General features: G+C 54.5%; 19 protein-coding genes and 1 tRNA gene. 6 read left to right on the top strand and 14 right to left on the bottom strand.

What is annotated here, in order from left to right:
* Nucleotides 1–192 precede the first annotated feature (192 nt).
* A complete protein-coding gene (locus ACN0VM_RS05240) occupies nucleotides 193–900 on the top strand; it encodes a TVP38/TMEM64 family protein (protein WP_417449796.1) in 708 nt (235 codons plus the stop codon).
* 140 nt (nucleotides 901–1,040) lie between these two features.
* Nucleotides 1,041–1,721, top strand: coding sequence for a DUF502 domain-containing protein (locus ACN0VM_RS05235; RefSeq protein WP_417449795.1), 681 nt, complete (start codon nucleotides 1,041–1,043; stop codon nucleotides 1,719–1,721).
* Between the two features lie 270 nt (nucleotides 1,722–1,991).
* Here the strand turns inward: ACN0VM_RS05235 and ACN0VM_RS05230 are convergent, their stop codons facing one another.
* The 14 genes from ACN0VM_RS05230 to ACN0VM_RS05165 all read right to left on the bottom strand — a co-directional run bounded on the left by ACN0VM_RS05230 (nucleotide 1,992) and on the right by ACN0VM_RS05165 (nucleotide 16,709).
* Nucleotides 1,992–2,123: an entericidin A/B family lipoprotein gene (locus ACN0VM_RS05230; RefSeq protein ID WP_417449794.1), complete on the bottom strand. Its 132-nt coding sequence runs from the start codon at nucleotides 2,121–2,123 to the stop codon at nucleotides 1,992–1,994.
* Between the two features lie 360 nt (nucleotides 2,124–2,483).
* The gene (locus ACN0VM_RS05225; protein ID WP_417449793.1) at nucleotides 2,484–2,954 is read right to left on the bottom strand and encodes a hypothetical protein; all 471 of its coding nucleotides are present in this window, start codon (nucleotides 2,952–2,954) and stop codon (nucleotides 2,484–2,486) included.
* A gap of 23 nt (nucleotides 2,955–2,977) precedes the next feature.
* Nucleotides 2,978–3,286, bottom strand: coding sequence for a hypothetical protein (locus ACN0VM_RS05220; RefSeq protein ID WP_417449792.1), 309 nt, complete (start codon nucleotides 3,284–3,286; stop codon nucleotides 2,978–2,980).
* Nucleotides 3,287–3,474: 188 nt separating this feature from the next.
* Nucleotides 3,475–3,852 carry a response regulator gene (locus tag ACN0VM_RS05215; protein WP_417449791.1) on the bottom strand — a complete coding sequence of 126 codons (378 nt, stop codon included), beginning with the start codon at nucleotides 3,850–3,852 and terminating at the stop codon, nucleotides 3,475–3,477.
* Nucleotides 3,849–5,849 carry an ATP-binding protein gene (locus ACN0VM_RS05210; RefSeq protein WP_417449790.1) on the bottom strand — a complete coding sequence of 667 codons (2,001 nt, stop codon included), beginning with the start codon at nucleotides 5,847–5,849 and terminating at the stop codon, nucleotides 3,849–3,851. Before ACN0VM_RS05210 ends, ACN0VM_RS05215 begins: the two co-directional genes overlap by 4 nt.
* Before the next feature lie 131 nt (nucleotides 5,850–5,980).
* A complete protein-coding gene (locus ACN0VM_RS05205) occupies nucleotides 5,981–6,139 on the bottom strand; it encodes a hypothetical protein (protein ID WP_417449789.1) in 159 nt (52 codons plus the stop codon).
* Between the two features lie 36 nt (nucleotides 6,140–6,175).
* Nucleotides 6,176–7,081, bottom strand: a complete 906-nt coding sequence (locus ACN0VM_RS05200) for a Dps family protein (RefSeq protein ID WP_417449788.1) — start codon at nucleotides 7,079–7,081, stop codon at nucleotides 6,176–6,178.
* Nucleotides 7,082–7,304: 223 nt separating this feature from the next.
* Nucleotides 7,305–8,291 (bottom strand): N-acetyl-D-Glu racemase DgcA, encoded by a 987-nt coding sequence (gene dgcA, locus ACN0VM_RS05195; protein WP_417449787.1) that lies wholly within the window; start codon nucleotides 8,289–8,291, stop codon nucleotides 7,305–7,307.
* Complete coding sequence (gene dgcN / locus ACN0VM_RS05190; protein ID WP_417449786.1) at nucleotides 8,288–9,310, bottom strand: N-acetyltransferase DgcN; 1,023 nt, start codon at nucleotides 9,308–9,310, stop codon at nucleotides 8,288–8,290. Before dgcN ends, dgcA begins: the two co-directional genes overlap by 4 nt.
* Nucleotides 9,311–9,384: 74 nt before the next feature.
* Nucleotides 9,385–10,272: a LysR family transcriptional regulator gene (locus ACN0VM_RS05185; protein ID WP_417449785.1), complete on the bottom strand. Its 888-nt coding sequence runs from the start codon at nucleotides 10,270–10,272 to the stop codon at nucleotides 9,385–9,387.
* A gap of 168 nt (nucleotides 10,273–10,440) precedes the next feature.
* A complete protein-coding gene (locus ACN0VM_RS05180; RefSeq protein WP_417449784.1) occupies nucleotides 10,441–13,584 on the bottom strand; it encodes an efflux RND transporter permease subunit in 3,144 nt (1,047 codons plus the stop codon).
* A gap of 221 nt (nucleotides 13,585–13,805) precedes the next feature.
* On the bottom strand, nucleotides 13,806–14,993 hold the full coding sequence (locus tag ACN0VM_RS05175; RefSeq protein ID WP_417449783.1) for an efflux RND transporter periplasmic adaptor subunit: 1,188 nt from the start codon (nucleotides 14,991–14,993) through the stop codon (nucleotides 13,806–13,808).
* A gap of 271 nt (nucleotides 14,994–15,264) precedes the next feature.
* Nucleotides 15,265–15,900, bottom strand: coding sequence for a TetR/AcrR family transcriptional regulator (locus ACN0VM_RS05170; RefSeq protein ID WP_417449782.1), 636 nt, complete (start codon nucleotides 15,898–15,900; stop codon nucleotides 15,265–15,267).
* 362 nt (nucleotides 15,901–16,262) lie between these two features.
* Complete coding sequence (locus ACN0VM_RS05165) at nucleotides 16,263–16,709, bottom strand: TerB family tellurite resistance protein (RefSeq protein ID WP_417449781.1); 447 nt, start codon at nucleotides 16,707–16,709, stop codon at nucleotides 16,263–16,265.
* A gap of 188 nt (nucleotides 16,710–16,897) precedes the next feature.
* Between ACN0VM_RS05165 and ada the strand changes: the two genes are divergently transcribed.
* The 4 genes from ada to ACN0VM_RS05145 all read left to right on the top strand — a co-directional run bounded on the left by ada (nucleotide 16,898) and on the right by ACN0VM_RS05145 (nucleotide 19,744).
* Nucleotides 16,898–18,010, top strand: coding sequence for a bifunctional DNA-binding transcriptional regulator/O6-methylguanine-DNA methyltransferase Ada (ada, locus tag ACN0VM_RS05160; protein WP_417449780.1), 1,113 nt, complete (start codon nucleotides 16,898–16,900; stop codon nucleotides 18,008–18,010).
* Nucleotides 18,007–18,735 (top strand): 2OG-Fe(II) oxygenase, encoded by a 729-nt coding sequence (locus ACN0VM_RS05155; protein ID WP_417449779.1) that lies wholly within the window; start codon nucleotides 18,007–18,009, stop codon nucleotides 18,733–18,735. The genes ada and ACN0VM_RS05155 overlap by 4 nt, the downstream gene beginning before the upstream one ends.
* Before the next feature lie 12 nt (nucleotides 18,736–18,747).
* A complete protein-coding gene (gene alkB, locus ACN0VM_RS05150; RefSeq protein WP_417449778.1) occupies nucleotides 18,748–19,380 on the top strand; it encodes a DNA oxidative demethylase AlkB in 633 nt (210 codons plus the stop codon).
* Nucleotides 19,381–19,668: 288 nt separating this feature from the next.
* Nucleotides 19,669–19,744, top strand: a tRNA-Thr gene (locus tag ACN0VM_RS05145).
* The last annotated feature ends 43 nt before the right edge of the window (nucleotides 19,745–19,787 follow it).

The raw sequence follows: 19,787 nt of genomic DNA, 5'->3' as shown, positions 1-19,787 counted from the left end.
GAGATGCGCGCCGGATAGGCTGTGCATAAAAAAAACATAAAAACCGGCGATCTCATTAGCAGGGCATGGGCTCCACAGATATTTATGGCTTTTTTATCCGCGCTCCCGCGGTGAGCATTTATCCCTTATATATCCTGTGACACCTTAGCGTGAGCTGTGTTACCCGACACGCATTACCTGAGGAGACCCCGGATGACCTTCAAGACAAAACTAACCGTCGCCCTGCTGTTGATTGCAGGTGTTGGCAGTTTCTTTCTGGTGAACGAAGGCTATCTGACGCTTGATGCAGTGCAGAAAAACCTTGAATTTATGCGCAGCCAATATGAAGCCACGCCGGCACTGTTTGTGATGGCTTTCATGCTTGGGTACACTCTGTTCGTGGCGCTCTACATCCCGGGTCCTTTTGTGCTAAACTTGATGGCTGGGGCAATATTTGGTCCCCTCGTCGGAACCGTTACAGCCAGCTTTGCCGCGGCACTGGGTTCAGTAGCGGCGTTTCTGGTCGCGCGTTACATCCTTCAGGACGCGGTCAGGGGGCGTTTTCCAGGGCAGGTTATTTCCATAGATAAGGCGATCGAAGAAATGGGCGGGTTTTACGTGTTGTTACTGCGTCTCGTCCCCGGCCTTCCTGTTGGCCTGACCAACCTGCTCATGGGCGTTACGAATATCAGCGCCCTGCGTTTCTTTTTGGCTTCACTGGTTGGCGTGGTGCCATGGATTGCGTTTTACGTGGTCGCGGGTGGTGAGCTTGCCCAGATGAAATCCATCGAGGATATCGCCAGTGTGGAAATGAGCCTTATGGCCGGCGCTCTCGTTGTTCTGCTTATTCTCGGTCGTTTCCTGTCACAAAAAATTTCCGATCCGCGCACGCCAGAGCGCAGGAAAGGTCATTTCGTATAAGAAACGACACCAGAAAATCAAAACATCTTGCAGCAGGGCTCCCCGGTGCCATACTACCCTTCTAAGCCTGCCACGTAATCTGGAGATACGTCATGAGTCATGGGGACAAGAATTCGTTTTGGGCAAAGGCCAGGCACAATATGATCGTGGGCCTTTTCACCCTTATCCCTATTTGGCTCACCTTACTGCTCCTAGGAGTCATACTGGATTTCATTCATCAGATGGCGGCGCCGGCGATCAATCTCCTGACGGCTTGGGCCGACCCCGGAGGCGCCGCATTTCGGGTCGTCAAGGACCCCTGGTTCCAAACCACGCTCGCCGTTATCATAATGTTGAGCCTTCTGTATTTCGTGGGTTGGTTGGCCTCGCGCTGGCTCGGCCAAAAATTTTTCAAACTACTCGATGACCTCATCCAGCGCGTTCCGGTCGCCCGCACCATCTATAATACAATCAAACGGCTGGCCGAAGCCATGCAAACCAATTCCGACGAAGTAGAACGCGTTGTGCTAATCGAATTTCCCTCGGCTGACATGAAAACAGTGGGGCTCGTAACCCGAACATTCAAAGACAGCCGTACTGGCCGTGAACTGGCGGCCGTGTATGTACCAACAACCCCCAATCCAACATCAGGCTATCTCGAGATCGTACCTGTGGAAAACATTGTTCCCACCAACTGGAAGCTGGATGAGGCAATGTCCTTTATTATCTCAGGTGGTGCAGATGTGCCCGACACTTTCGTATATGACCGCGCCCCGATGGCTGAAGAAGAGCTGGTCAAGCCAGAAGATCAACAGCCGTCCGGCAATAAGACATCCAGGTAAAGAGCCGCTCCCTTATTTCCAGGCATGAGAGAATGAGCGCGTCACGGCAGCTCGAAGTGACCTTCCTTGTGCCCCCCAAGGTGACACCTGTTTGTGCGCAAGCTTGGCCTGATATGGCCCGATAAACGTCGCTTGTAGTCTTCTCTCTCTAAATGGCGTTGTTTTCACATACATAGCGCCCCGTCTGGCCTGTTGCCGTCCGTAAACGCAAAAGGGAGCAGGCAAATTATTGCTGCTCCCCTCGGGTAGATTGTGCGTCGTATTCGAGTTTTAGTCCTTGGCTTCGTCCGCGACGGTATCACCAACGGACTCCACATCCCGGCCGACACCCTCAATAGTGTTACATGCACTAATCGCAAAAAGAGAGGCGATCAGAAAAATCACTGATGTCAATTTGGTCATATCTAACTCCGTTCATTCATTTGCATTCTGTATAAGGCAAAATACCCTTGTCGGCGTCAGGGGTCGATTGGCGGAGCAGGAGGTTGGCATAAAGGAGCCATAAATACGCTATACGCGCTGAAACGTGAGGTCTTACAGGAGGAATAGGTAAGTCTTGAGGAAGTTCTGGTTGCCCCAGCCTGTTCGGCAGGATATCGCCAAGATAGGCCCCGTCTATAGGCGCGCAACGGATCCATGATGTGGCGCTGTTTAGGGAAAATAAAAGTAAGAATAACGCCCCAGGGGAAGCGAGGAAACCCGTTAAAAACGGCCCCTGGGGCGTGTCCGGAGTGGCGGGCAGCAACCGCCGGTCTCCAGATTTTACTGCGATTCTTCTGTGTCTCTAGCCCCTGTCGATGTATGCCGATCACCGCCCGGCTTTGGGGTAGTTAGCCCCTCTGCAAAGCCCTTGGCGGTTTCCTGCAGAAGGCTGGACACCATAATCAATAAATCGGCTCCTGCAGCAGGCGCTGTCTGCTGGGCTTCGATTTCAGCTCGAATCTCCTGGTATCTGATCTCTCTTTCCATCATGCGGCGCGAAACACCCCAGATGGCGAATGCTGTGATAACCAGCAGAGCTCCCACTACGAGCAGGCTCAAAGCCTGATGCACTCCCAGCGCGGCGAGCCAAACGTAAAGCGCGCCGCCGAGAGTTAGGGCTGCCGCCGCCGAAACAAGACCGACCGCGAGCGCCCCGAGCAAGCCATACTTTGCCTGGGTAATGGGGCGCTCCAGCGCAGGCCTCGATGTCAAGACCTGCCCGGCCAGCAGTTTTATAAGGCTTTCAACCATCTGCAGCGGCTCCTGCGTCGCTCTTAGCGACGGCTCAGAAGAGCGGCTACAATCGCACCACTGGCAAATGCAGCAGCTGTCGTCACGAACGGACGGTCTTTAATTGTCTGCTCCGCCTTATCACGTGCCACTACTGCTTGGTCCTGCTTGCTGCGAAGATACTCGCGCGCCTTCTCGCCTGCCTCACGTGCACGGTCTTTCATCGCATCCACGTCAATGCGCGGACCAGCGGCGCCATTTGGTGTAACATCTTCAACCTGAGCGGAGAGCATTTCCTTGATCTGGTTCAGGTCTTTCTTCAGATTTTTGATTTCCTGCTGAGCGGTAGCCATCGTCGTTCTCCTGTCTTTCAAATTACCCGCAATGCGCTTTCTAAAATCACTAATGCGCTGCGTTGATGAGTACAGAATGACGATTAACGACTTAGAGAACAATGCGAAGGCGGGCCCGAAAGCATAAAGAGAGGATAAACAGAAAGAGGCAAGACAGCTGATGCAGGTGCGCGAAAGGTCCGCGCCCTCTAATTAATGACGCTTTCGATCGTCTCAATCAGGTCTTCCATAATGAAGGGTTTGGTGACATAGCCGTTTGCGCCGCGCTCATAGGCGAGCTCGCGCGTTCTACGGTCACTACGCACGCTCAGAACCACAATTTTAGGCGTATCTTCATCTCCCGAAGCAAGAAGATCAGGCAACAAATCAAGCCCGTCGCGATCAGGCAAGCCCAGATCGAGAATAATGACGTCGGGTTTCTCTTCCGTACTTAATGCTTGCCCTTCCCCCGCAGTAGCTGCCTCAAGAAACACCGCACCATAATCTGTCATGGAGATACGCAGAAATGTCCTGATGGACGGCGTATCATCAATCACAAGAATTTTGGCATTTTCCAGTACATTCATTGGGCGGCCTCCATCCTTTCTCTGCTGTTATAAGGGAACTTTAAGGTGAAAATCGCGCCACCCTCTTCATGGTTATTAACCGTCACGTCACCGCCTTGCGCGCGCATCACTGATTTGGCTATCGCAAGTCCAAGCCCTGTACCGGCTACTTGACTATCGGTTTTATTCAGTCGCTCATATTTATCGAATACACGAGTCAGCATGTTTTTGGGAATACCCGGACCATGGTCCCGCACGTGATAGTAAAAATTGTCGCCCGCAACTTCCATAGAAAGCTCGATCTCCGTATCCGCTGGAGAGTATTTGGCGGCATTGTCAACAATGTTTTGGAGCACCTGCGTGGTCATCATAGCATCCATCATAACGTGTACATTGTCTGTGTCACCCGTTACTTGGACTTCCCGTCCCTTCAGTCTGGAACGCAGCGCTTTGAGCACGGTCCTCACCGGCTCTTTGGGGTCATGTGAACTATTGGAGAACTCTATCTCGCCGCTCTCGATCCGCGTCATGGAAAGAATATTGGTAATGAAACTGTCCAGTCGTTGGGCTTCATCAAGTGCGGTCTCCGTAAGTGTGTCTTCCTGTTCATCCGTAATGCGGCCCGACTTGCGTAAACTGCGTAGTACGCTGACACTGCCTATGATCGAAGCCAGAGGTGTCTTCAGGTCATGGGAGACACTAGAGAGCAGCATGGAACGCAGTTTCTCACGTTCCTCCCGAAAACGGCTATCCGTCATTTCATTCATCAATTCGACCCGTTCGAGCGTGGCTGCAACATGGTCTGTCATGGAGTTCATCAACTGACCAAATCCCGCATCAAGCCGGGCCTTGATCGGGATTTTAACCCCGAAAACCCCATACCTCTTTTGACCTGTGCCCATCATTTCAAAACGCCAGCTTGAGCCGATCCCCAGCATGGCGCCGAACCCTGCGGTCTGGCCCTGGTTCCAACATTTCTGCAGCGCCAACAGGTCTTTATCCTCCAGGTGCGTGTCTGTAGGATATTGTGAGAACACCACACCGGCCTTGTCACTCACCTCTGCAGACTTATCCTGCGGGAGAAAAAAGGCGACCTCCATATTGAAAAGCTTATGAACTTCCCTATCCAGAATTTCAAGCACCTGATGTTTGCTATCAGCACCCGCTGTCAGTTGGTGAATATCGTAAAGCGCGCGAGATCGCCGCTCCTTCAGCCTTGCATTTTCGACGCTTGCCCGGACATGTCCTCCCATAAAGGAAACGATAATCGCCGCACCCAGATAGATTGCGATATTGATGAAATCCGTCATCGTACTGAGATTGAATTGCCCAACAGGAACAACATAAAAATAGTTGATAACCCCAAAACTGAGGGCAGACGCAATCAATGCGGACAGCAAGCCATAGCGAAGCGACACAATCACGCAGGCAAGAAGAAAGATGAGCGCAATGTTGTGCATGTTGATCCGGTGCATGATCATGGGCAACATGGCACGCACGCATTCGGCTGCCAGAAAAGCGCCCGCAACAGCCACGACCGGAGCCACGACAGCCTCCCACGAGATCGTATCAATATTAAGCCGGGTCCAAAGGCTCGGCTTTGCCAGCCCACCTTCCAGGGGAACAACCGTAACTTGTGTCAAATTCCCAAACCGGCGAAGGATGCGGTCTGCAGGCGAGCTTTTAAAAAAAGAGGATAGCCCGGTCTCCACCACCTGGCCGATAAATATGTGAGAGATTATCTCACCGGCGTCCAGACACGCCTGAATGTAATCTATTTTTGCAGTCCCGCTGTCGGCAACTTCCAGATGCACAACTTCGGCCCCAGCGGAAGCCGCACGTTCAAGCAGGCGCATGGTGCGCTCGTGACGACGTGTGTGCCCCGGCCCACTGTCAACCAAGTCAACGTACAGCACACGCCAACTTGACCCCGTCTCCTGGACCTTCTTCAGGGCTGCATCAACAACCATGTGGCTTCTGGGGTGTCCATTAACACATACAAGTACATCCAGTGACATGCAGCCCTCGTTTTAATTCGCCCTATTCCAAGCTAGAAACCGCCATATAAATATTCCATTAGGAACACAAAGAAAGCATAAAAAAACGGGCCGAGGCCCGTTTTTCAATATCTTTGACCCATGCAGGTCAATTATTCTTTCAGTTCTTCAGTCGCGTCTTCAAGCTCACGGCCAGCGTCGTTAGCCGTCTCCTCAATCTGATCACCCAGATCATCATCACGGTCTACAACCATAAACACGACAATCGCGGCAACAACCACAGCAAGCAGAATTTTCAAATTGTTACTCATTATTTCCTCCATTGAATACCAGAGCGTTAAAATTTCTTAGAGTGATGAACCCAGCATCCAGCCGGCCTCATCATGGAAGCGCATTCTCTCGACCATCAAATCAACGGTCACTTCGTCGCCCGCCTTTTCAGCAATATTCAGCACTTTGCGAGCTTCAGCAGCACAAACGGAGTGCGCTTTTTTGAGGTTTCGCAGCATATCTTCTGCAGACCCTGGCAGCTCATCGTCATCCTGAACTTTCGAGAGCGCACCAAAGGCCTTGAGCGTGCCAGGCGTAAAGTGTCCAATAGCGCGAATGCGTTCGGCAACTTCGTCTCCCGCTTCATGCAGGTCCTGATAGTGCTGTTCGAACAGGTTGTGTAAACTGTGGAAATGAGGGCCTGTGACATTCCAGTGGTAAAATAGCGACTTCACATAGAGCGAATAGGTTGACGCCAGCATGCTGCCCAGCGCCTCTGCTACCTCGGCACGGTTTTCATCATTAATGCCACTATCGATGGGTTGACCATCTTCTACGGGGGTTACGAGCTTCACGCCAGTATCTCCTTTGTTAATTTTGATATTAAAAGAACTTGATGCCTCTATGAGTTGATCCAACGCCTCTGAAACATCATGAAAAGCAGCGGCATACTTGCCCTGCTCCTTGTCTTTCTTGCGATTCACAGCTGGGGACTCTTCTGCAATGCGCTGCTGCTCTTCAAGCGCAAGCGCGATCCTCTCTTTAAGATGGAGAAGATTCTGCGGCCCATGCATTTCGAGAGCCTCTATGACGGTGACGGAGCCAGCGGAAACCTGATCTATCCACTCGGACAGCTCCTTGACCTCGTCTTCCAGCCCTTCCGCTTTCAATGCTTCCTCGTGGAGACGCAGACACGCCTGCAGCTTTGCTGCAAATTTGTCGAACTCCGTTTTGGTTACATTTTTCATCGTCGTCGCACTCATTGTCGACCTCCTTCAGACAAACGAAGGATCAGATAAACGGCATGAGTTTTCGATACGGACGCACGGCATCCATATAAAAAAAGCATAAAGAGGCTAATGGTAAACCGTCCAGTGCGGGAAATACGGCAGGCAAAGCGGAACCCGTCACTGTCCAGAGCAGCAGAGCATTCAAATAGCTTAAGCCATCAGTGCCGGGAGGAGAGTTGGCCGGCAATATCCGTTGCTATTGTCCCCAAAGTGGCTTCGGGCCCGGCTCAATACGGCCATCCTCGATAAGCAGACCGCCAACGCGGTCTTGCTCCATCCAGACCGGCCCATCCAGATCAATAAACTCGGCCCCATTCGCAAGAACCAAAGCAGGTGTCATGGCAAGCGAGGTGCCGATCATGCAACCCACCATGACACGAAAGCCCCTTGCTTCTGCCGTCCTCTTCAGCGCGAGCGCCTCCGTCAAGCCCCCCGTCTTATCAAGCTTTATATTGACGATATCATAGCGGTTCTCAAGGGTTGTGAGGTCGGCTGTGGTATGACAGCTTTCATCGGCACACAACGCAACCATGCAACGGAAATCATCCAGTACCTGGTCCGCACCTGCGGGCAACGGCTGCTCAAGCATGTCAACACCCAAGGTGGCCAGGTCTCCATGAACCTCGGATAACAGTTCAATGTCCCAACTCTCATTCGGGTCAACAATCATTCGCGGCTTGGGCGCCTCCGCCCTGATCGCGCGGACTTTTTCAACCACGTCATGGCGGTTCAGCTTAACCTTGATCAAGCCACAATCGCGCAACATCGCGGCCTTAAACGCCATTTCGCCAACCGTCCCGATCCCGATCGTCAGTGCGGTAACAGGTGCTAGCGCAGGTCTGGCCTGCGCCAGTTCATAAACTGTCCTCCCTGCCATTTTTGCCTCAAGGTCCCACAGTGCACAATCTATAGCGTTCCGAGCGGCACCCGCAGGCATGAGTTGTAGCAGATCCTGCCGGCTACAGCCCCCTTCGATGGCCTTGCGCACACCTTGCATCTGGGCGATAACGCTGTCCTGGCTTTCTCCGTAATGTGCATATGGCACGGATTCACCGCGACCGACATGGCCAGCCGCAGATATCTCAACCACGGTCACAATAGCTTCTGTACGAACGCCGCGGGAAATGTGGAAAGGTTCTTTCAGGCGCCATGTTTCGGCCCGGAAAACGGCTTGTCTATTCATGAGTGAGGCAAACTTTCCAACGCTGTAACAATCTCATCCACACCCATGCGCAGTGGGTCGGTGCAAGCTACACCATATTGACGCGCTGTGTCTGCGCAAAGTTCATATGCCTCCTCCTTGCCTAACGCCGAGGTATTCAAGGCAATACCAACCAACGCTGCCGCTTCGTTCGTACGGCGCGCGAAAGCAAGGTTTGCGTCAATTGTCTCCCCAAGGTCAGGCAATGGATAATGCGGTAAACTTCGCATATGCGGCCTGCCGGGTTCGTGGCATACCACAAGGGCATCGGCCTGTGCTCCATGCAGCAGACCAAGGCTCACGCCCGCATAGGAAGGATGAAACAGTGACCCTTGCCCCTCGATCAGATCCCAGTGCGCCGGTGCAGCATTCGGCGTCAGCTTTTCCACCGCGCCGGAGATAAAGTCAGACACCACCGCATCAATCGGCAAACCAGCGCCCGCGATCAGAATACCTGTCTGCCCCGTGGCCCTGAAGTTTGCGTCCATGCCGCGCGCACGCATGGCCTGTTCAAGCGCAAGTGTGGTGTACATTTTACCGACCGAACAATCGGTACCCACCGTCAACAACCGGCGGCCGGTCCTTGGCAGGCCAGTGCCTACAGGCAGGGCTTCGTCCGTGAAGCGGATATCCAGCAACCGGCGCCCAAGCGTCGCGGCACGATCCCGCACCACCGGTACGCTCTTGAGGCGACGATGCAGCCCGCTGGCCACGTCCATTCCGGAATCCAGCGCCTCAAGGATCGCATCAATCCAACTGTCGGAGATAGTACCGCCAGCGTTTGCGAGGCCAATCACAAATGTTTTGGCCCCCAGCACAGCAGCTGCCGCTGGAGACATCGAAGGAAGGCCCAGGCTAACCGTACAGCCTGGCAGGCCATATTCGCCAAGGCAATTCTCCGGGCGCCACTGGGCCACACCGCGCGCGGTCTTCACCGCGATGGGGTCCTGCGCTTCACCAAGGAACAAAAGATAAGGGGCTGTGATCATCTTGGATTTCATCCCTGTCGTGCTTAAAATCTGCGCGGACATTACGACACCTGACAAAAGCAGAAAAATACAAAGACTTTTGCACATCATAACCTCAGGTTATGGATTATGTCCCCCAAGTAGGTAAGAAAGCGCGCTGCCACCGTTGACAGGGGCCTGTTTTCATCGACGAGCGCCGCGACATCATAACGAATCGGCGGTGATAGCGGGGTAAACGCCAACCCAATGGCCTCCCCCGCTGCCGCAGTCAGATGATCGACAAGGGATACACCTGCCCCATAGCGCACCAGATTTCGGGCAACATAATAGGTTTGCACGGTTACCACCGCGTCCAGCGAGACACCCTCTTGCTGTGCGCGCTGTGCCAACAACTGAGACAACGGACCGCTATCCTTGATTCCGATAATGTCACGCCCTTGCAAATCCGCCAGGCTGATTGTGCCACGGTGAGCGAATTCGCCAGCCTTGTGAGCGCAATAAAGTTCGCCAGCGCCGAGCTTCCGGCGTGAAACCCCAGCCAGCGACGGCGGGTTGAAAGCAATGGCTATGTCGCAGTTTTGCCCCCGTATAGCCGCTGTAATGTCTGCAAAATGCGCAGTGTTGATGTCAAAGGTAACCTCCGGGAATTGTTCCCGGAAACGCGTGACTGCCAAGGGCAATATATGAAGACCAAGTGCGGGCATAACCGAAAGGCGCACATGACCCGACTTGCCCCCAGCCAAGTTACGAGCTCTGCTTTCCAGTGATGCCAACTGACCCTGGATCGCGTCAACTTCACTGAACAGCGCATGCGCTTCCGGTGTCGGGACCATCTTACCCTTCACGCGGTCAAACAAAGCATACCCAAGGCTATCTTCCGCGTGCCGCAGCACCTTGCTGACGGATGGCTGCGATACGTGAAGCGCCTTGGCCGCCCGGCTGACTGAACCTGTGCTGTATACCGCGTGGAACACCTCGATATGCCGCAGTCGCATTACCCATAACCTTTTTCTATGGAATCACAGCCACCAGCACATACACCCCTGGGGATATTTGTCAAACAGGCTTGCAGACCCACGCCTTCTCAGTTGACAAAAGAAAAGCCCCAGGCCGAAGCCTGAGGCCATTAACCTCCTCCGATCATAAGCAGAGGCTATGAGACTCTATGCTTTCGCTTTACCCCGCGTCTCCAGCTTGCGCAGCAACACGTAGAAGACCGGCGTGAAGAAAAGGCCAAAGAAAGTCACGCCCAGCATGCCCGAGAAAACCGCAATACCCATCACGTTGCGCATTTCTGCACCCGCACCAGTGGAAAGCACCATCGGCACCACGCCCATGATGAACGCAAACGATGTCATCAGGATGGGCCGAAGCCGCAGGCGCGCGGCTTCAATCGCGGCATCAACGGTGGAACGGCCCTCCATCTCAAGTTCGCGGGCGAATTCGACAATCAGGATCGCGTTTTTACACGCCAGTCCCGCCAGCACAAAGAGACTGATCTGGGTGAAGATATTGTTGTCACCTCCCGTCAACCACACACCGACAATCGCAGACAGCACAGCCATCGGCACAATCAGGATGACTGCGAGCGGTAGAGCAAGGCTTTCATATTGCGCAGCCAGCACGAGGAACACGAGCAACACACACAGCGGGAAGACAAATATCGCCGTGTTCCCGGCCAGAATCTGCTGATACGTCAGATCCGTCCACTCATACTCCATGCCTTTGGGCAGGGTTTCATCAAGGATCTTGGCAATCGCGGCCTGCGCCTGCCCGCTTGAATAGCCAGGTGCGGCGTCACCGTTCAGGTCTGCGGCGCGGAAGCCATTGTAGCGCTGGGCGCTTTCCGGCCCATAGCTTTCATCCAGCGTCATTACCGCCGCCAGCGGAATCATGTCGCCCGCCGCATTGCGCACCTTCAGCTGCAAGGCGTCCTGTGTGGTGGACCTGTACTGCTTGTCGGCCTGTGCCACCACCTGATAGGTGCGGCCGAAATTGTTGAAATCGTTCACATACAGCGAACCAAGGTAAATCTGCATCGTGGTGAAGATTTCATCAATGTTGAGGCCAAGCTGCTTGGCACGCTCCCGGTCGAGGTCCGCGAACAGTTGCGGCACGTTGATCTGGTAGCTTGAGAACACACCGGCCAGTTCAGGCGCTGCCCATGCTTTCTGCAGCACTTGCTGAAGCGCAGTATTCAGCGCCTCATAGCCAAGGGCGGTACGGTCTTCAATCTGCAGCTTGAAACCGCCAATGGTGCCAAGGCCCTGCACTGGTGGTGGCGGGAAGATTGCGATGAAAGCCTCTTCAATGCCGCCAAACTTTTGTTGCAGACGGCCCGCAATTGCCGCGCCTGACATCTCCTCCCCCTTGCGTTTATCGAAGGAGTCGAGCGCCACGAAGATGATACCCGCGCTTGAACTGTTGGTAAAACCGTTGATCGACAGACCCGGGAACTGTACCGCATTCTGCACACCGGGTTCCGAGAGGGCAATCTCGCCCATTTCACGGATCACGGCATCGGTACGCTCAAGCGTTGCGCCGTCAGGCAATTGCGCAAAACCGATCAGATACTGTTTGTCCTGCGCCGGAACAAAGCCTGGCGGCACTTCATTGAAGCCCTGATAGGTAAAGCCAAGAAGCACGACGTACAGCACCACAGCAATGGACTTGCGGCCCAGTATCCTGCTAACGCCTGAGGAATAGCCGTCCGAGCTTTTCTTGAATCCGCGATTGAACAGGCGGAAAAAACCGCCAAAGACAAAATCAATGCCTTTTGTCAGCCGATCCTTCGGCGCACCATGGCCCTTCAGCAACAGTGCCGCCAGCGCCGGGCTGAGCGTCAGCGAGTTGAACGCCGAGATCACGGTCGAGATCGCGATAGTCAGCGCAAACTGCTTGTAAAACTGGCCGGTCAGGCCACTGATGAACGCGATCGGCACAAACACCGCAACAAGCGTCAGCGAGATAGCGATAATCGGGCCGGAGACTTCCCGCATAGCCTGATAGGTCGCTTCCTTCGGCGCGAGGCCCTTTTCAATGTACCGTTCAACGTTTTCGACCACTACGATGGCATCATCCACCACGATGCCGATCGCCAGCACCAAGCCAAATAGAGAGAGAGCATTGATGGAAAATCCGAACATAAGCATCAATGCAAAGGTACCGACGATCGACACCGGAACGGCGAGCAACGGAATGATGGATGCCCGCCATGTCTGGAGGAAAATGATAACAACAAGAACAACCAGCGCGACCGCCTCCAGAAGCGTCTTCACGACAGCTTCAATCGACCCACGGACAAATACCGTGGGGTCATAGGCGATGGCATAGTCCACACCCTCAGGGAAGTTCTTCTTGAGTTCTTCCATGGTCGCGCGGACATTGTCAGAAATTTCGATCGCGTTGGCGCCAGGCGCCTGAAAGACCGGGATACCGACTGCCGGCTTGTTATCAAGCATGGAACGCATTGAATATTGCTGGGCCCCCAGCTCAATACGCGCTACATCCTTGAGCCGCGTTATCTGGCCATTCTCACCCGACCGAATGATGATATTTTCAAACTCGGCCACGCTTTCAAGCCGGCCTTTGGCGTTGATCGGCAGTTGCACTTCTATACCGCTATCATACGGCGCACCGCCAATCACACCGGCAGCAACCTGAATATTCTGCTCACGTACGGCACCAACAACCTCGCCGGCGGTCAGGCCGCGTTCAGCAATCTTCTCAGGGTCGAGCCAGAGGCGCATGGCATAGTCACCCGCACCAAACACACGTACTTGCCCAACCCCTTCAATACGCGCAAGCTGGTCTTTAACGTTCAGCACTGCGTAGTTTCTAAGGTAAAGCGGGTCATACCTCTCATTGGGTGAGCGCAGGTGCACCACCATCGTCAGGTCTGGCGAACTTTTGACCGTTGTCACCCCCAACAAGCGTGTGACTTCAGGCAGGCGCGGCGTGGCTTGCGCCACCCTGTTCTGCACCTGCTGCTGCGCGAGATCAGGGTCGGTACCAATTTTAAACGTTACCGTCAGGGTCATATTGCCGTCTGAAGTCGCCTGGGAGAACATATAGAGCATGTCCTCAACGCCGTTAATCTGCTCCTCAAGCGGAGTGGCGACCGTTTCGGCAATCACTTTGGGGTTTGCACCGGGGAACTGGGCGCTGACCACAATGGAAGGCGGTACCACTTCCGGATACTCTGATATCGGCAACCGGAACATGGCAATCAGGCCAGCCATAAAAACAATGATCGACAACACGCCAGCAAAGATTGGCCTGTCGATAAAAAACTTGGAGATATTCATCTATCGTCTCCGCCTCGTTGGCTCTGGCGCGCAAAAGCGCCGACGCACGGAATAAAATGGCAACCAAACTCGATGGCCAAACTGGGAAATTGGTAAAATACAGGCATCCAACAGATGCAATCTTTCCGGACCGCGCCCCGGCTGAAACCGAGGCGCTGTATATATTACCGCGATATAATACTGGAAGCCTACCGAATAGCGTACCTGAACAAGGTACCGCCTTAACGGCTTTGTAATGCACTCGCCGTTTGAACGGAACTATCTTGGTTGCGCGCAGTCACAGTAACATTGGGGCGGACCCGCTGCAGGCCGTTCACGATCACCCGGTCTCCGGCATCGAGGCCTGCCAATACGACACGGCCACCCGACACCGCGCGGCCAAGTTTGACCTCCCGGTACACAACAACGTTTTTGTCGTTCACTGTATAGACAAACTTTTTGTCCTGATCGGTACCAACGGCCTTGTCACTGACGACAAGCACTTCTTCCTTGGTCGGTGAACCGAGGCGTATTTCGGCAAACATACCCGGGGTAAGCGCACCATCGGTATTGTCGAATACCGCGCGGGCGCGAATAGTGCCTGAGCGCAGGTCAAGCTTGTTATCAAACGAATACAGCTCACCCTCGTAAGAAACGTCGGCATCACCTGCAAGGCTCATGATAACCGGCATCTTGCCGCCTTTAGCACCTTGCCGCTTGGCGTTCACATAAGTGCGCTCGTCAACATTGAACTCGGCATAGAGCCTGTCGTTCGCCACAATCGTCGTCAGCACGGGGGCGGATGCGCCGGTTTCGATGACGTTGCCTTCGGTAATTTCTGCACGGCTCACCACGCCCGCTACGGGAGCTGTTACATGGGCGTAATCAAGGTTGAGTTTCGCCGTTGTAAGCTCAGCCTGGGCGGACTTCAACGCAGCCTGTGCGACAGCAAAGTCGTTTTGGCGTTGGTCATAGGCGCTTTTGGAAACAAAGCTGCTTTCAACCAGTTCAGTTGCACGCTTGAGCTCAGCCTCCGAAAGCACCAGTTGTGACTTAGCTGACGCAAGCTGCGCCTCGGCGCGCGCAACGGCTGCCTCAAACGGACGTGGGTCAATCACAAACAAAAGGTCGCCTTTATTGACAAAATCACCGTCTTCAAAAGCGACTTTATGGATGGTTCCGCCAACACGGGGGCGAATTTCCACATAATCCACCGCAGTCAAACGACCAGAGAACTCGCTCCACTGTCGCATAACTTCTGGCGCAATCGTGGTGACCACCACTTCGGGTGCCGCCGGTGCATCTGCAATCGGCGCTTCGCCTGCATGGGCATCATCAAGATGATAGGCACCAACACCACCAATAAGTGTTGCGGCCAGCAGGGCGGCAATTGCTGTGTGACGTTTCAGATAGGCTTTTGTGCTGCTCATATTCTGATCCTCGGTTCCTGTCGTGACACCGGCTTACATACCGGTCGGTTTGTTTCGCTTGAGGTTAAAATGCATACCGATCGGTATGTTTTCAAGATATGAGGTGATTTTTAATTCTAATAGCGGCTATTCACGAACGTGATAGCCTTGCAATTCTGCGGTTTTTGATGCATGCCACGCGTCAAACGCAAAGCTCCCCTGCATATGCCGGGGAGCCAAAATGACCTGTGTTAAACTTATTACCTGAACAAGGGGCCGCGCGGGCGCCGACTCACGCCGCCCGGGGCTGGGCGACTTCGCGGTACTCTGCTTTAATATCAAGCAAGCGGTGCAGGCCTGCACGAATATCCCGCTTGACGACATCCAGGTCTGCGTGGGTGCGACCGTACAACAACAAGCCCTGAATATATTGCAACATCATGCGCGCAACCTGCTCGCTGTCACAATCGCTGTTCAGGTAACCGTCCGCCTTGAGGCTACGGACCAGCGCAATGTCATACTTCAGCGCATTGGCACACATCATCCGCCCTGCCTCGCGCACCTTATCGTCACCGGAGCCGACCTGCGCACCAGCGGTAAAAAACGGGCATCCAAGCACCGGATTATCGTCACCGGCTTCTTCGCTCTGGTGGGCAAGAATATGGTTGATCAGATTCTCCAACTGCTCGATGGGCGAATAGCGAGGCGAAAACACCTCATCCAGCTCAGGCTGTTTTTGCGCCCAGTGGTGCATGGAGGCCTCATAAAACAGATCAGCCTTGGTTTCAAAATAGTGATAGAAACCACCCTTGGTAACACCGGCACACCTGCAAATTTCATTCACACCAACGCGGGTATAATTGCTCTTCCAGATCAGATCGATCGCGGTATCCAGCAATTTTTCGCGCGTGTTTTTTGTTTTTGTCATCTCAACCTCGTGTAGCTTCCCGACCTCTTGGGCTGAATTTCATTACCTTATATACATACCGGTCGGTATCTTTTCAAGCTCGGCTCATCGCATAACCAAACCCGCCCGGCAACCACGTTGAGCAATACACAACGACAGGTTTCACATTTTAGCACTGGTAAAGCGACAAGGGGCAACCTATTTAAACGTCATAATAATAAATTACGACACGACAGGAGACCAACATGAACATAAACCACACACATCAGAGATCAGGCCCGTCAGGCGGCATATCTAGGGTCGTAACCGTCCTCAACCTTGCTGCGGTCAGCGGCTTCGTCGTCTATATGTTTCTGGTATAGCGTACCGGAACGGCGCGGGCGTCAGGCGCCCGCGGCTTCCACTTCATGTTTGATGCGGATGCGGTCATGCTCCGTCACACCCAGCAGGCCAGCAATTTTCGCCAAAACATTGGCCTCGAAGTTATCAATGTGGTTATCAGCGAAGGCCACCTGCCACAATAGCCGAACAATCTCCTGCCGCTCGTCCTGATCAAGCTCCTTGGCGATAGCACGTGTGAAGCCATACAGGCTTGGGGCGCTCTGCTCCTCGGCGTGCGCGCGGTCTATAATTTCTTCCGCTTCTTCCGACGACAGCCAGAAATGCTCAGTCATGCAATCGGTGAGGCGTTCACGCTCATCGTCGCAAAACATGCCGTCACTTGACGCCACATGCACCATCAGCGCCGCCGTAGCGAGTTGGACCTCATTGGCCTTGCTGTCTTTTTTTGTCGACCCGAGCCCCAAGAGCCCGGAAACTTTATGCCACATGAAACTGCCTCATCTTTGTTTGTTCTTGGCTTTTTCAACTTCTTATATGGCCCGTGTGTACGGTGCGCTCAAGCCTTGTGCGCTCATATCACCAAAAACTGAATTCGGCAGCAAGCTTCGGAGAGCGTTTGGATAGCACCACAATTATGATCGCGGCAATGCTTGACATATGACATGAGGAATGAACGATGACACATGCAGCAATTATAAAATCGGTCCCCGGCATGAACAACAGCACGTTTAGCTCTGATGACGACAGATGGCAGGCGGTCCTCCGCCGCGACGCCACCGCCGACGGCGCGTTTTTCTTTTCTGTCGCAACCACCGGTGTCTACTGCCGCCCCTCGTGCGGCGCCCGTCAGCCTCGGCGCGAGAACGTCGCCTTCCACCACACGCCAGCAGATGCCGAAGCCGCCGGCTTTCGCCCCTGTAAACGCTGTAAGCCCAATGAAACTCCGGCCTGGACGGCGCGAGAAAATCTGGTCGCCCGTGCCTGTCGCTTCATTGAAGCGGCAGAGACCACCCCCGTGCTCGCTGATATTGCCGCACAGGCAGGCCTCAGCCCCTATCATTTTCACCGCATTTTTAAAGAGATTACCGGCATCACGCCAAAAGCCTATGCCGCAAGCCACCGCACCAAAAACGTAAAAGGCAGGCTGAAACACAGCAGTACGGTCACCGAAGCGATTTATGACGCAGGGTATAACGCCAATAGCCGTTTCTACGAGACCGCGACAGGCGTTCTTGGCATGACACCAAAAGAATACCGCGCGGGCGCCAAGGGCCAACATATTCACTATGGCATTCAGAAATGCTCTCTGGGCTTTTTGCTCGTCGCCGCGACCGGCCGAGGCATATGCGCCATCCAGCTTGGCGACAACGAAGACACACTGTTAGACGAGCTCCGCGCTGAATTTCCCGCGGCCCAACTGCTGCCAGCAAACGAAACGCTTGATAGTTGGCTCGTAAGCGTTCTTTCGCTCGTGGAGGACGGGAAGCCCACCCGGCAAACCCTGCCGCTTGATATTCGCGGCACCGCCTTCCAGCAACAGGTATGGCAAGCGCTGCAAGACATCCCGGCCGGAGAGACCGCGACCTACGCCGAGGTTGCCACAGCTATCGGCAAGCCCAAAGCCGTGCGCGCTGTAGCCAACGCCTGCGCGAACAACCGCCTTGCAGTGGCTATTCCCTGCCACCGCGTGGTCCGCAGCGACGGCAGCCTCAGTGGCTACCGCTGGGGCGTAGGGCGCAAACGTAAGCTTCTTGCCAGGGAGGTATCGGCCAGGGAGGCATCCGAATGAACGCCGTCCCCACCGCAGCGCCCCTTGCCCACCGCATCCGCTCGCTTGACTGGAGCGCGATGGAAAATGCACTATTGGATCAAGGTTTTGCGGTGATCCCCCAAATACTTACGGCCGCCGAATGCTCATATTTTCGCGCACTCTATGAGGATGAAAACCTCTACCGCAAGCAGGTGTTCATGGCGCGGCATGGTTACGGTGAAGGCGATTACCGCTACTATCGATACCCGCTGCCGGACCCGCTCAACGTCCTCCGGCGTGAGAGCTTCCCCCCGCTTGCAAACGCTGCAAACGAATGGGCCAGACGCCTTGGCCGCGACGTGAGCTTCCCGGAAAATCATAATGAATTTCAACAACTTTGCCACGAGAAAGGCCAGTCACGCCCAACCCCGCTCATCCTGAAATATACGGCAGGCGGCTATAACCGGCTGCATCAGGACCTCTACGGCGAGGTCTATTTCCCCTTCCAGATGGCGGTGCTGCTGAGTGAGCCGGAGGAAGAATTTGAGGGCGGCGAATTTATCCTGGTGGAGAACCGGCCGCGCATGCAATCCCGGGCGCGGGTTGTGCCGCTCAGGCGCGGGGACGCAGTGGTTTTCGCGGTTAACGAACGGCCACAGATGGGGAAAAGCGGGTACCATAAGGTCAGCCTCCGGCATGGGGTGAGCGATGTGATCTCGGGCACCCGGTTCACTCTTGGCGTAATCTATCATGATGCACTGTAAGGACCTGTAATAATGGATCTTTTTTCCAATATTCGGCCCGCAGTCGAAGCTCTCGGTGACGGCGCTTTCCTACTGCCGGGCTTTGCCGACAGCGATGCGATTATCGCGGAAATCACGAGGCTGACCGCGCGGTCCCCTTTCCGGCACATGACCACACCCGGCGGACGGAAAATGCAGGTAGCGATGAGTAATTGCGGGCGCTATGGCTGGATTTCCGCGCCCACCGGGTACCGTTATGACACCACGGACCCGCTGACAGGTGCACCGTGGCCCGCGATGCCCACCGCATTTGTAACGCTTGCGAAACAGGCAGCCTCTGCTGCGGGGTACAGCGGATTTGAACCGGATGTCTGCCTGATCAACCGCTACGGGGTTGGCACGCGGCTGAGCCCGCATATCGACCAGGACGAGACGGAAAAGTCATGGCCGATTGTCTCAGTGTCGGTCGGAATTCCGGCGACATTTCAACTGTTTGGCCCAACCCGCAGTGGTGGCGCACGAAACATAACGCTCCATGACGGCGATGTCATTATCCTTGGCGGCAAGGCCCGAATGTATTATCATGGCATCAGGCCCGTTGCGGCAGCCACGGACCCGCGCATCGGCGCGCTGAGGTACAACCTGACCTTCCGCCGGGCGCGCTGAACAGGCAAAAAAGAGGCCTGCACACAGGGCCCAAAACTGTGCAGGATGTGTGCAGTAAAACGACAATATTCTGCCAAATCTGCGCAGAATATGTGCATATTTTGTGCAGGCACCGGCAGCGGCCGGCAGCCCACCGCTCCCGCGCGTAAAAACCCCGGCAAAAACCCGGTTTAAAAAAGTGTCAATATAGCTCTTGATCGTATTTTTTTTTGTGTTAGAAGATGCGCCACGCAAACGCACGCCCCCGGATACCGATCAACGCCGGGCCCCGCGTGCAGGCCGTGATGTGCCGGTATAGCTCAGCTGGTAGAGCAGTTGATTTGTAATCATCAGGTCCCGGGTTCGACTCCTGGTGCCGGCACCATTTTCCCCTTATTTTTCAATAACTTATAACTGGAATCGATTTT

The sequence above is a fragment of the Kordiimonas sp. genome, from assembly GCF_048260245.1.
GTDB lineage: Bacteria > Pseudomonadota > Alphaproteobacteria > Sphingomonadales > Kordiimonadaceae > Kordiimonas.
The sequence above is the reverse complement of the archived record's forward strand: the minus strand, read 5'-3'. Positions and strand labels throughout refer to the sequence as shown.

Excerpts from the sequence above, each read along its gene's own strand:
- ACN0VM_RS05240 (WP_417449796.1), top strand. The coding sequence starts at position 193 with ATGACCTTCAAGACAAAACTAACCGTCGCCCTGCTGTTGATTGCAGGT.
- ACN0VM_RS05235 (WP_417449795.1), top strand. The coding sequence starts at position 1,041 with ATGATCGTGGGCCTTTTCACCCTTATCCCTATTTGGCTCACCTTACTG.
- ACN0VM_RS05230 (WP_417449794.1), bottom strand. The coding sequence starts at position 2,123 with ATGACCAAATTGACATCAGTGATTTTTCTGATCGCCTCTCTTTTTGCG.
- ACN0VM_RS05225 (WP_417449793.1), bottom strand. The coding sequence starts at position 2,954 with ATGGTTGAAAGCCTTATAAAACTGCTGGCCGGGCAGGTCTTGACATCG.
- ACN0VM_RS05220 (WP_417449792.1), bottom strand. The coding sequence starts at position 3,286 with ATGGCTACCGCTCAGCAGGAAATCAAAAATCTGAAGAAAGACCTGAAC.
- ACN0VM_RS05215 (WP_417449791.1), bottom strand. The coding sequence starts at position 3,852 with ATGAATGTACTGGAAAATGCCAAAATTCTTGTGATTGATGATACGCCG.
- ACN0VM_RS05210 (WP_417449790.1), bottom strand. The coding sequence starts at position 5,849 with ATGTCACTGGATGTACTTGTATGTGTTAATGGACACCCCAGAAGCCAC.
- ACN0VM_RS05205 (WP_417449789.1), bottom strand. The coding sequence starts at position 6,139 with ATGAGTAACAATTTGAAAATTCTGCTTGCTGTGGTTGTTGCCGCGATT.
- ACN0VM_RS05200 (WP_417449788.1), bottom strand. The coding sequence starts at position 7,081 with ATGAGTGCGACGACGATGAAAAATGTAACCAAAACGGAGTTCGACAAA.
- dgcA (WP_417449787.1), bottom strand. The coding sequence starts at position 8,291 with ATGAATAGACAAGCCGTTTTCCGGGCCGAAACATGGCGCCTGAAAGAA.
- dgcN (WP_417449786.1), bottom strand. The coding sequence starts at position 9,310 with ATGAAATCCAAGATGATCACAGCCCCTTATCTTTTGTTCCTTGGTGAA.
- ACN0VM_RS05185 (WP_417449785.1), bottom strand. The coding sequence starts at position 10,272 with ATGCGACTGCGGCATATCGAGGTGTTCCACGCGGTATACAGCACAGGT.
- ACN0VM_RS05180 (WP_417449784.1), bottom strand. The coding sequence starts at position 13,584 with ATGAATATCTCCAAGTTTTTTATCGACAGGCCAATCTTTGCTGGCGTG.
- ACN0VM_RS05175 (WP_417449783.1), bottom strand. The coding sequence starts at position 14,993 with ATGAGCAGCACAAAAGCCTATCTGAAACGTCACACAGCAATTGCCGCC.
- ACN0VM_RS05170 (WP_417449782.1), bottom strand. The coding sequence starts at position 15,900 with ATGACAAAAACAAAAAACACGCGCGAAAAATTGCTGGATACCGCGATC.
- ACN0VM_RS05165 (WP_417449781.1), bottom strand. The coding sequence starts at position 16,709 with ATGTGGCATAAAGTTTCCGGGCTCTTGGGGCTCGGGTCGACAAAAAAA.
- ada (WP_417449780.1), top strand. The coding sequence starts at position 16,898 with ATGACACATGCAGCAATTATAAAATCGGTCCCCGGCATGAACAACAGC.
- ACN0VM_RS05155 (WP_417449779.1), top strand. The coding sequence starts at position 18,007 with ATGAACGCCGTCCCCACCGCAGCGCCCCTTGCCCACCGCATCCGCTCG.
- alkB (WP_417449778.1), top strand. The coding sequence starts at position 18,748 with ATGGATCTTTTTTCCAATATTCGGCCCGCAGTCGAAGCTCTCGGTGAC.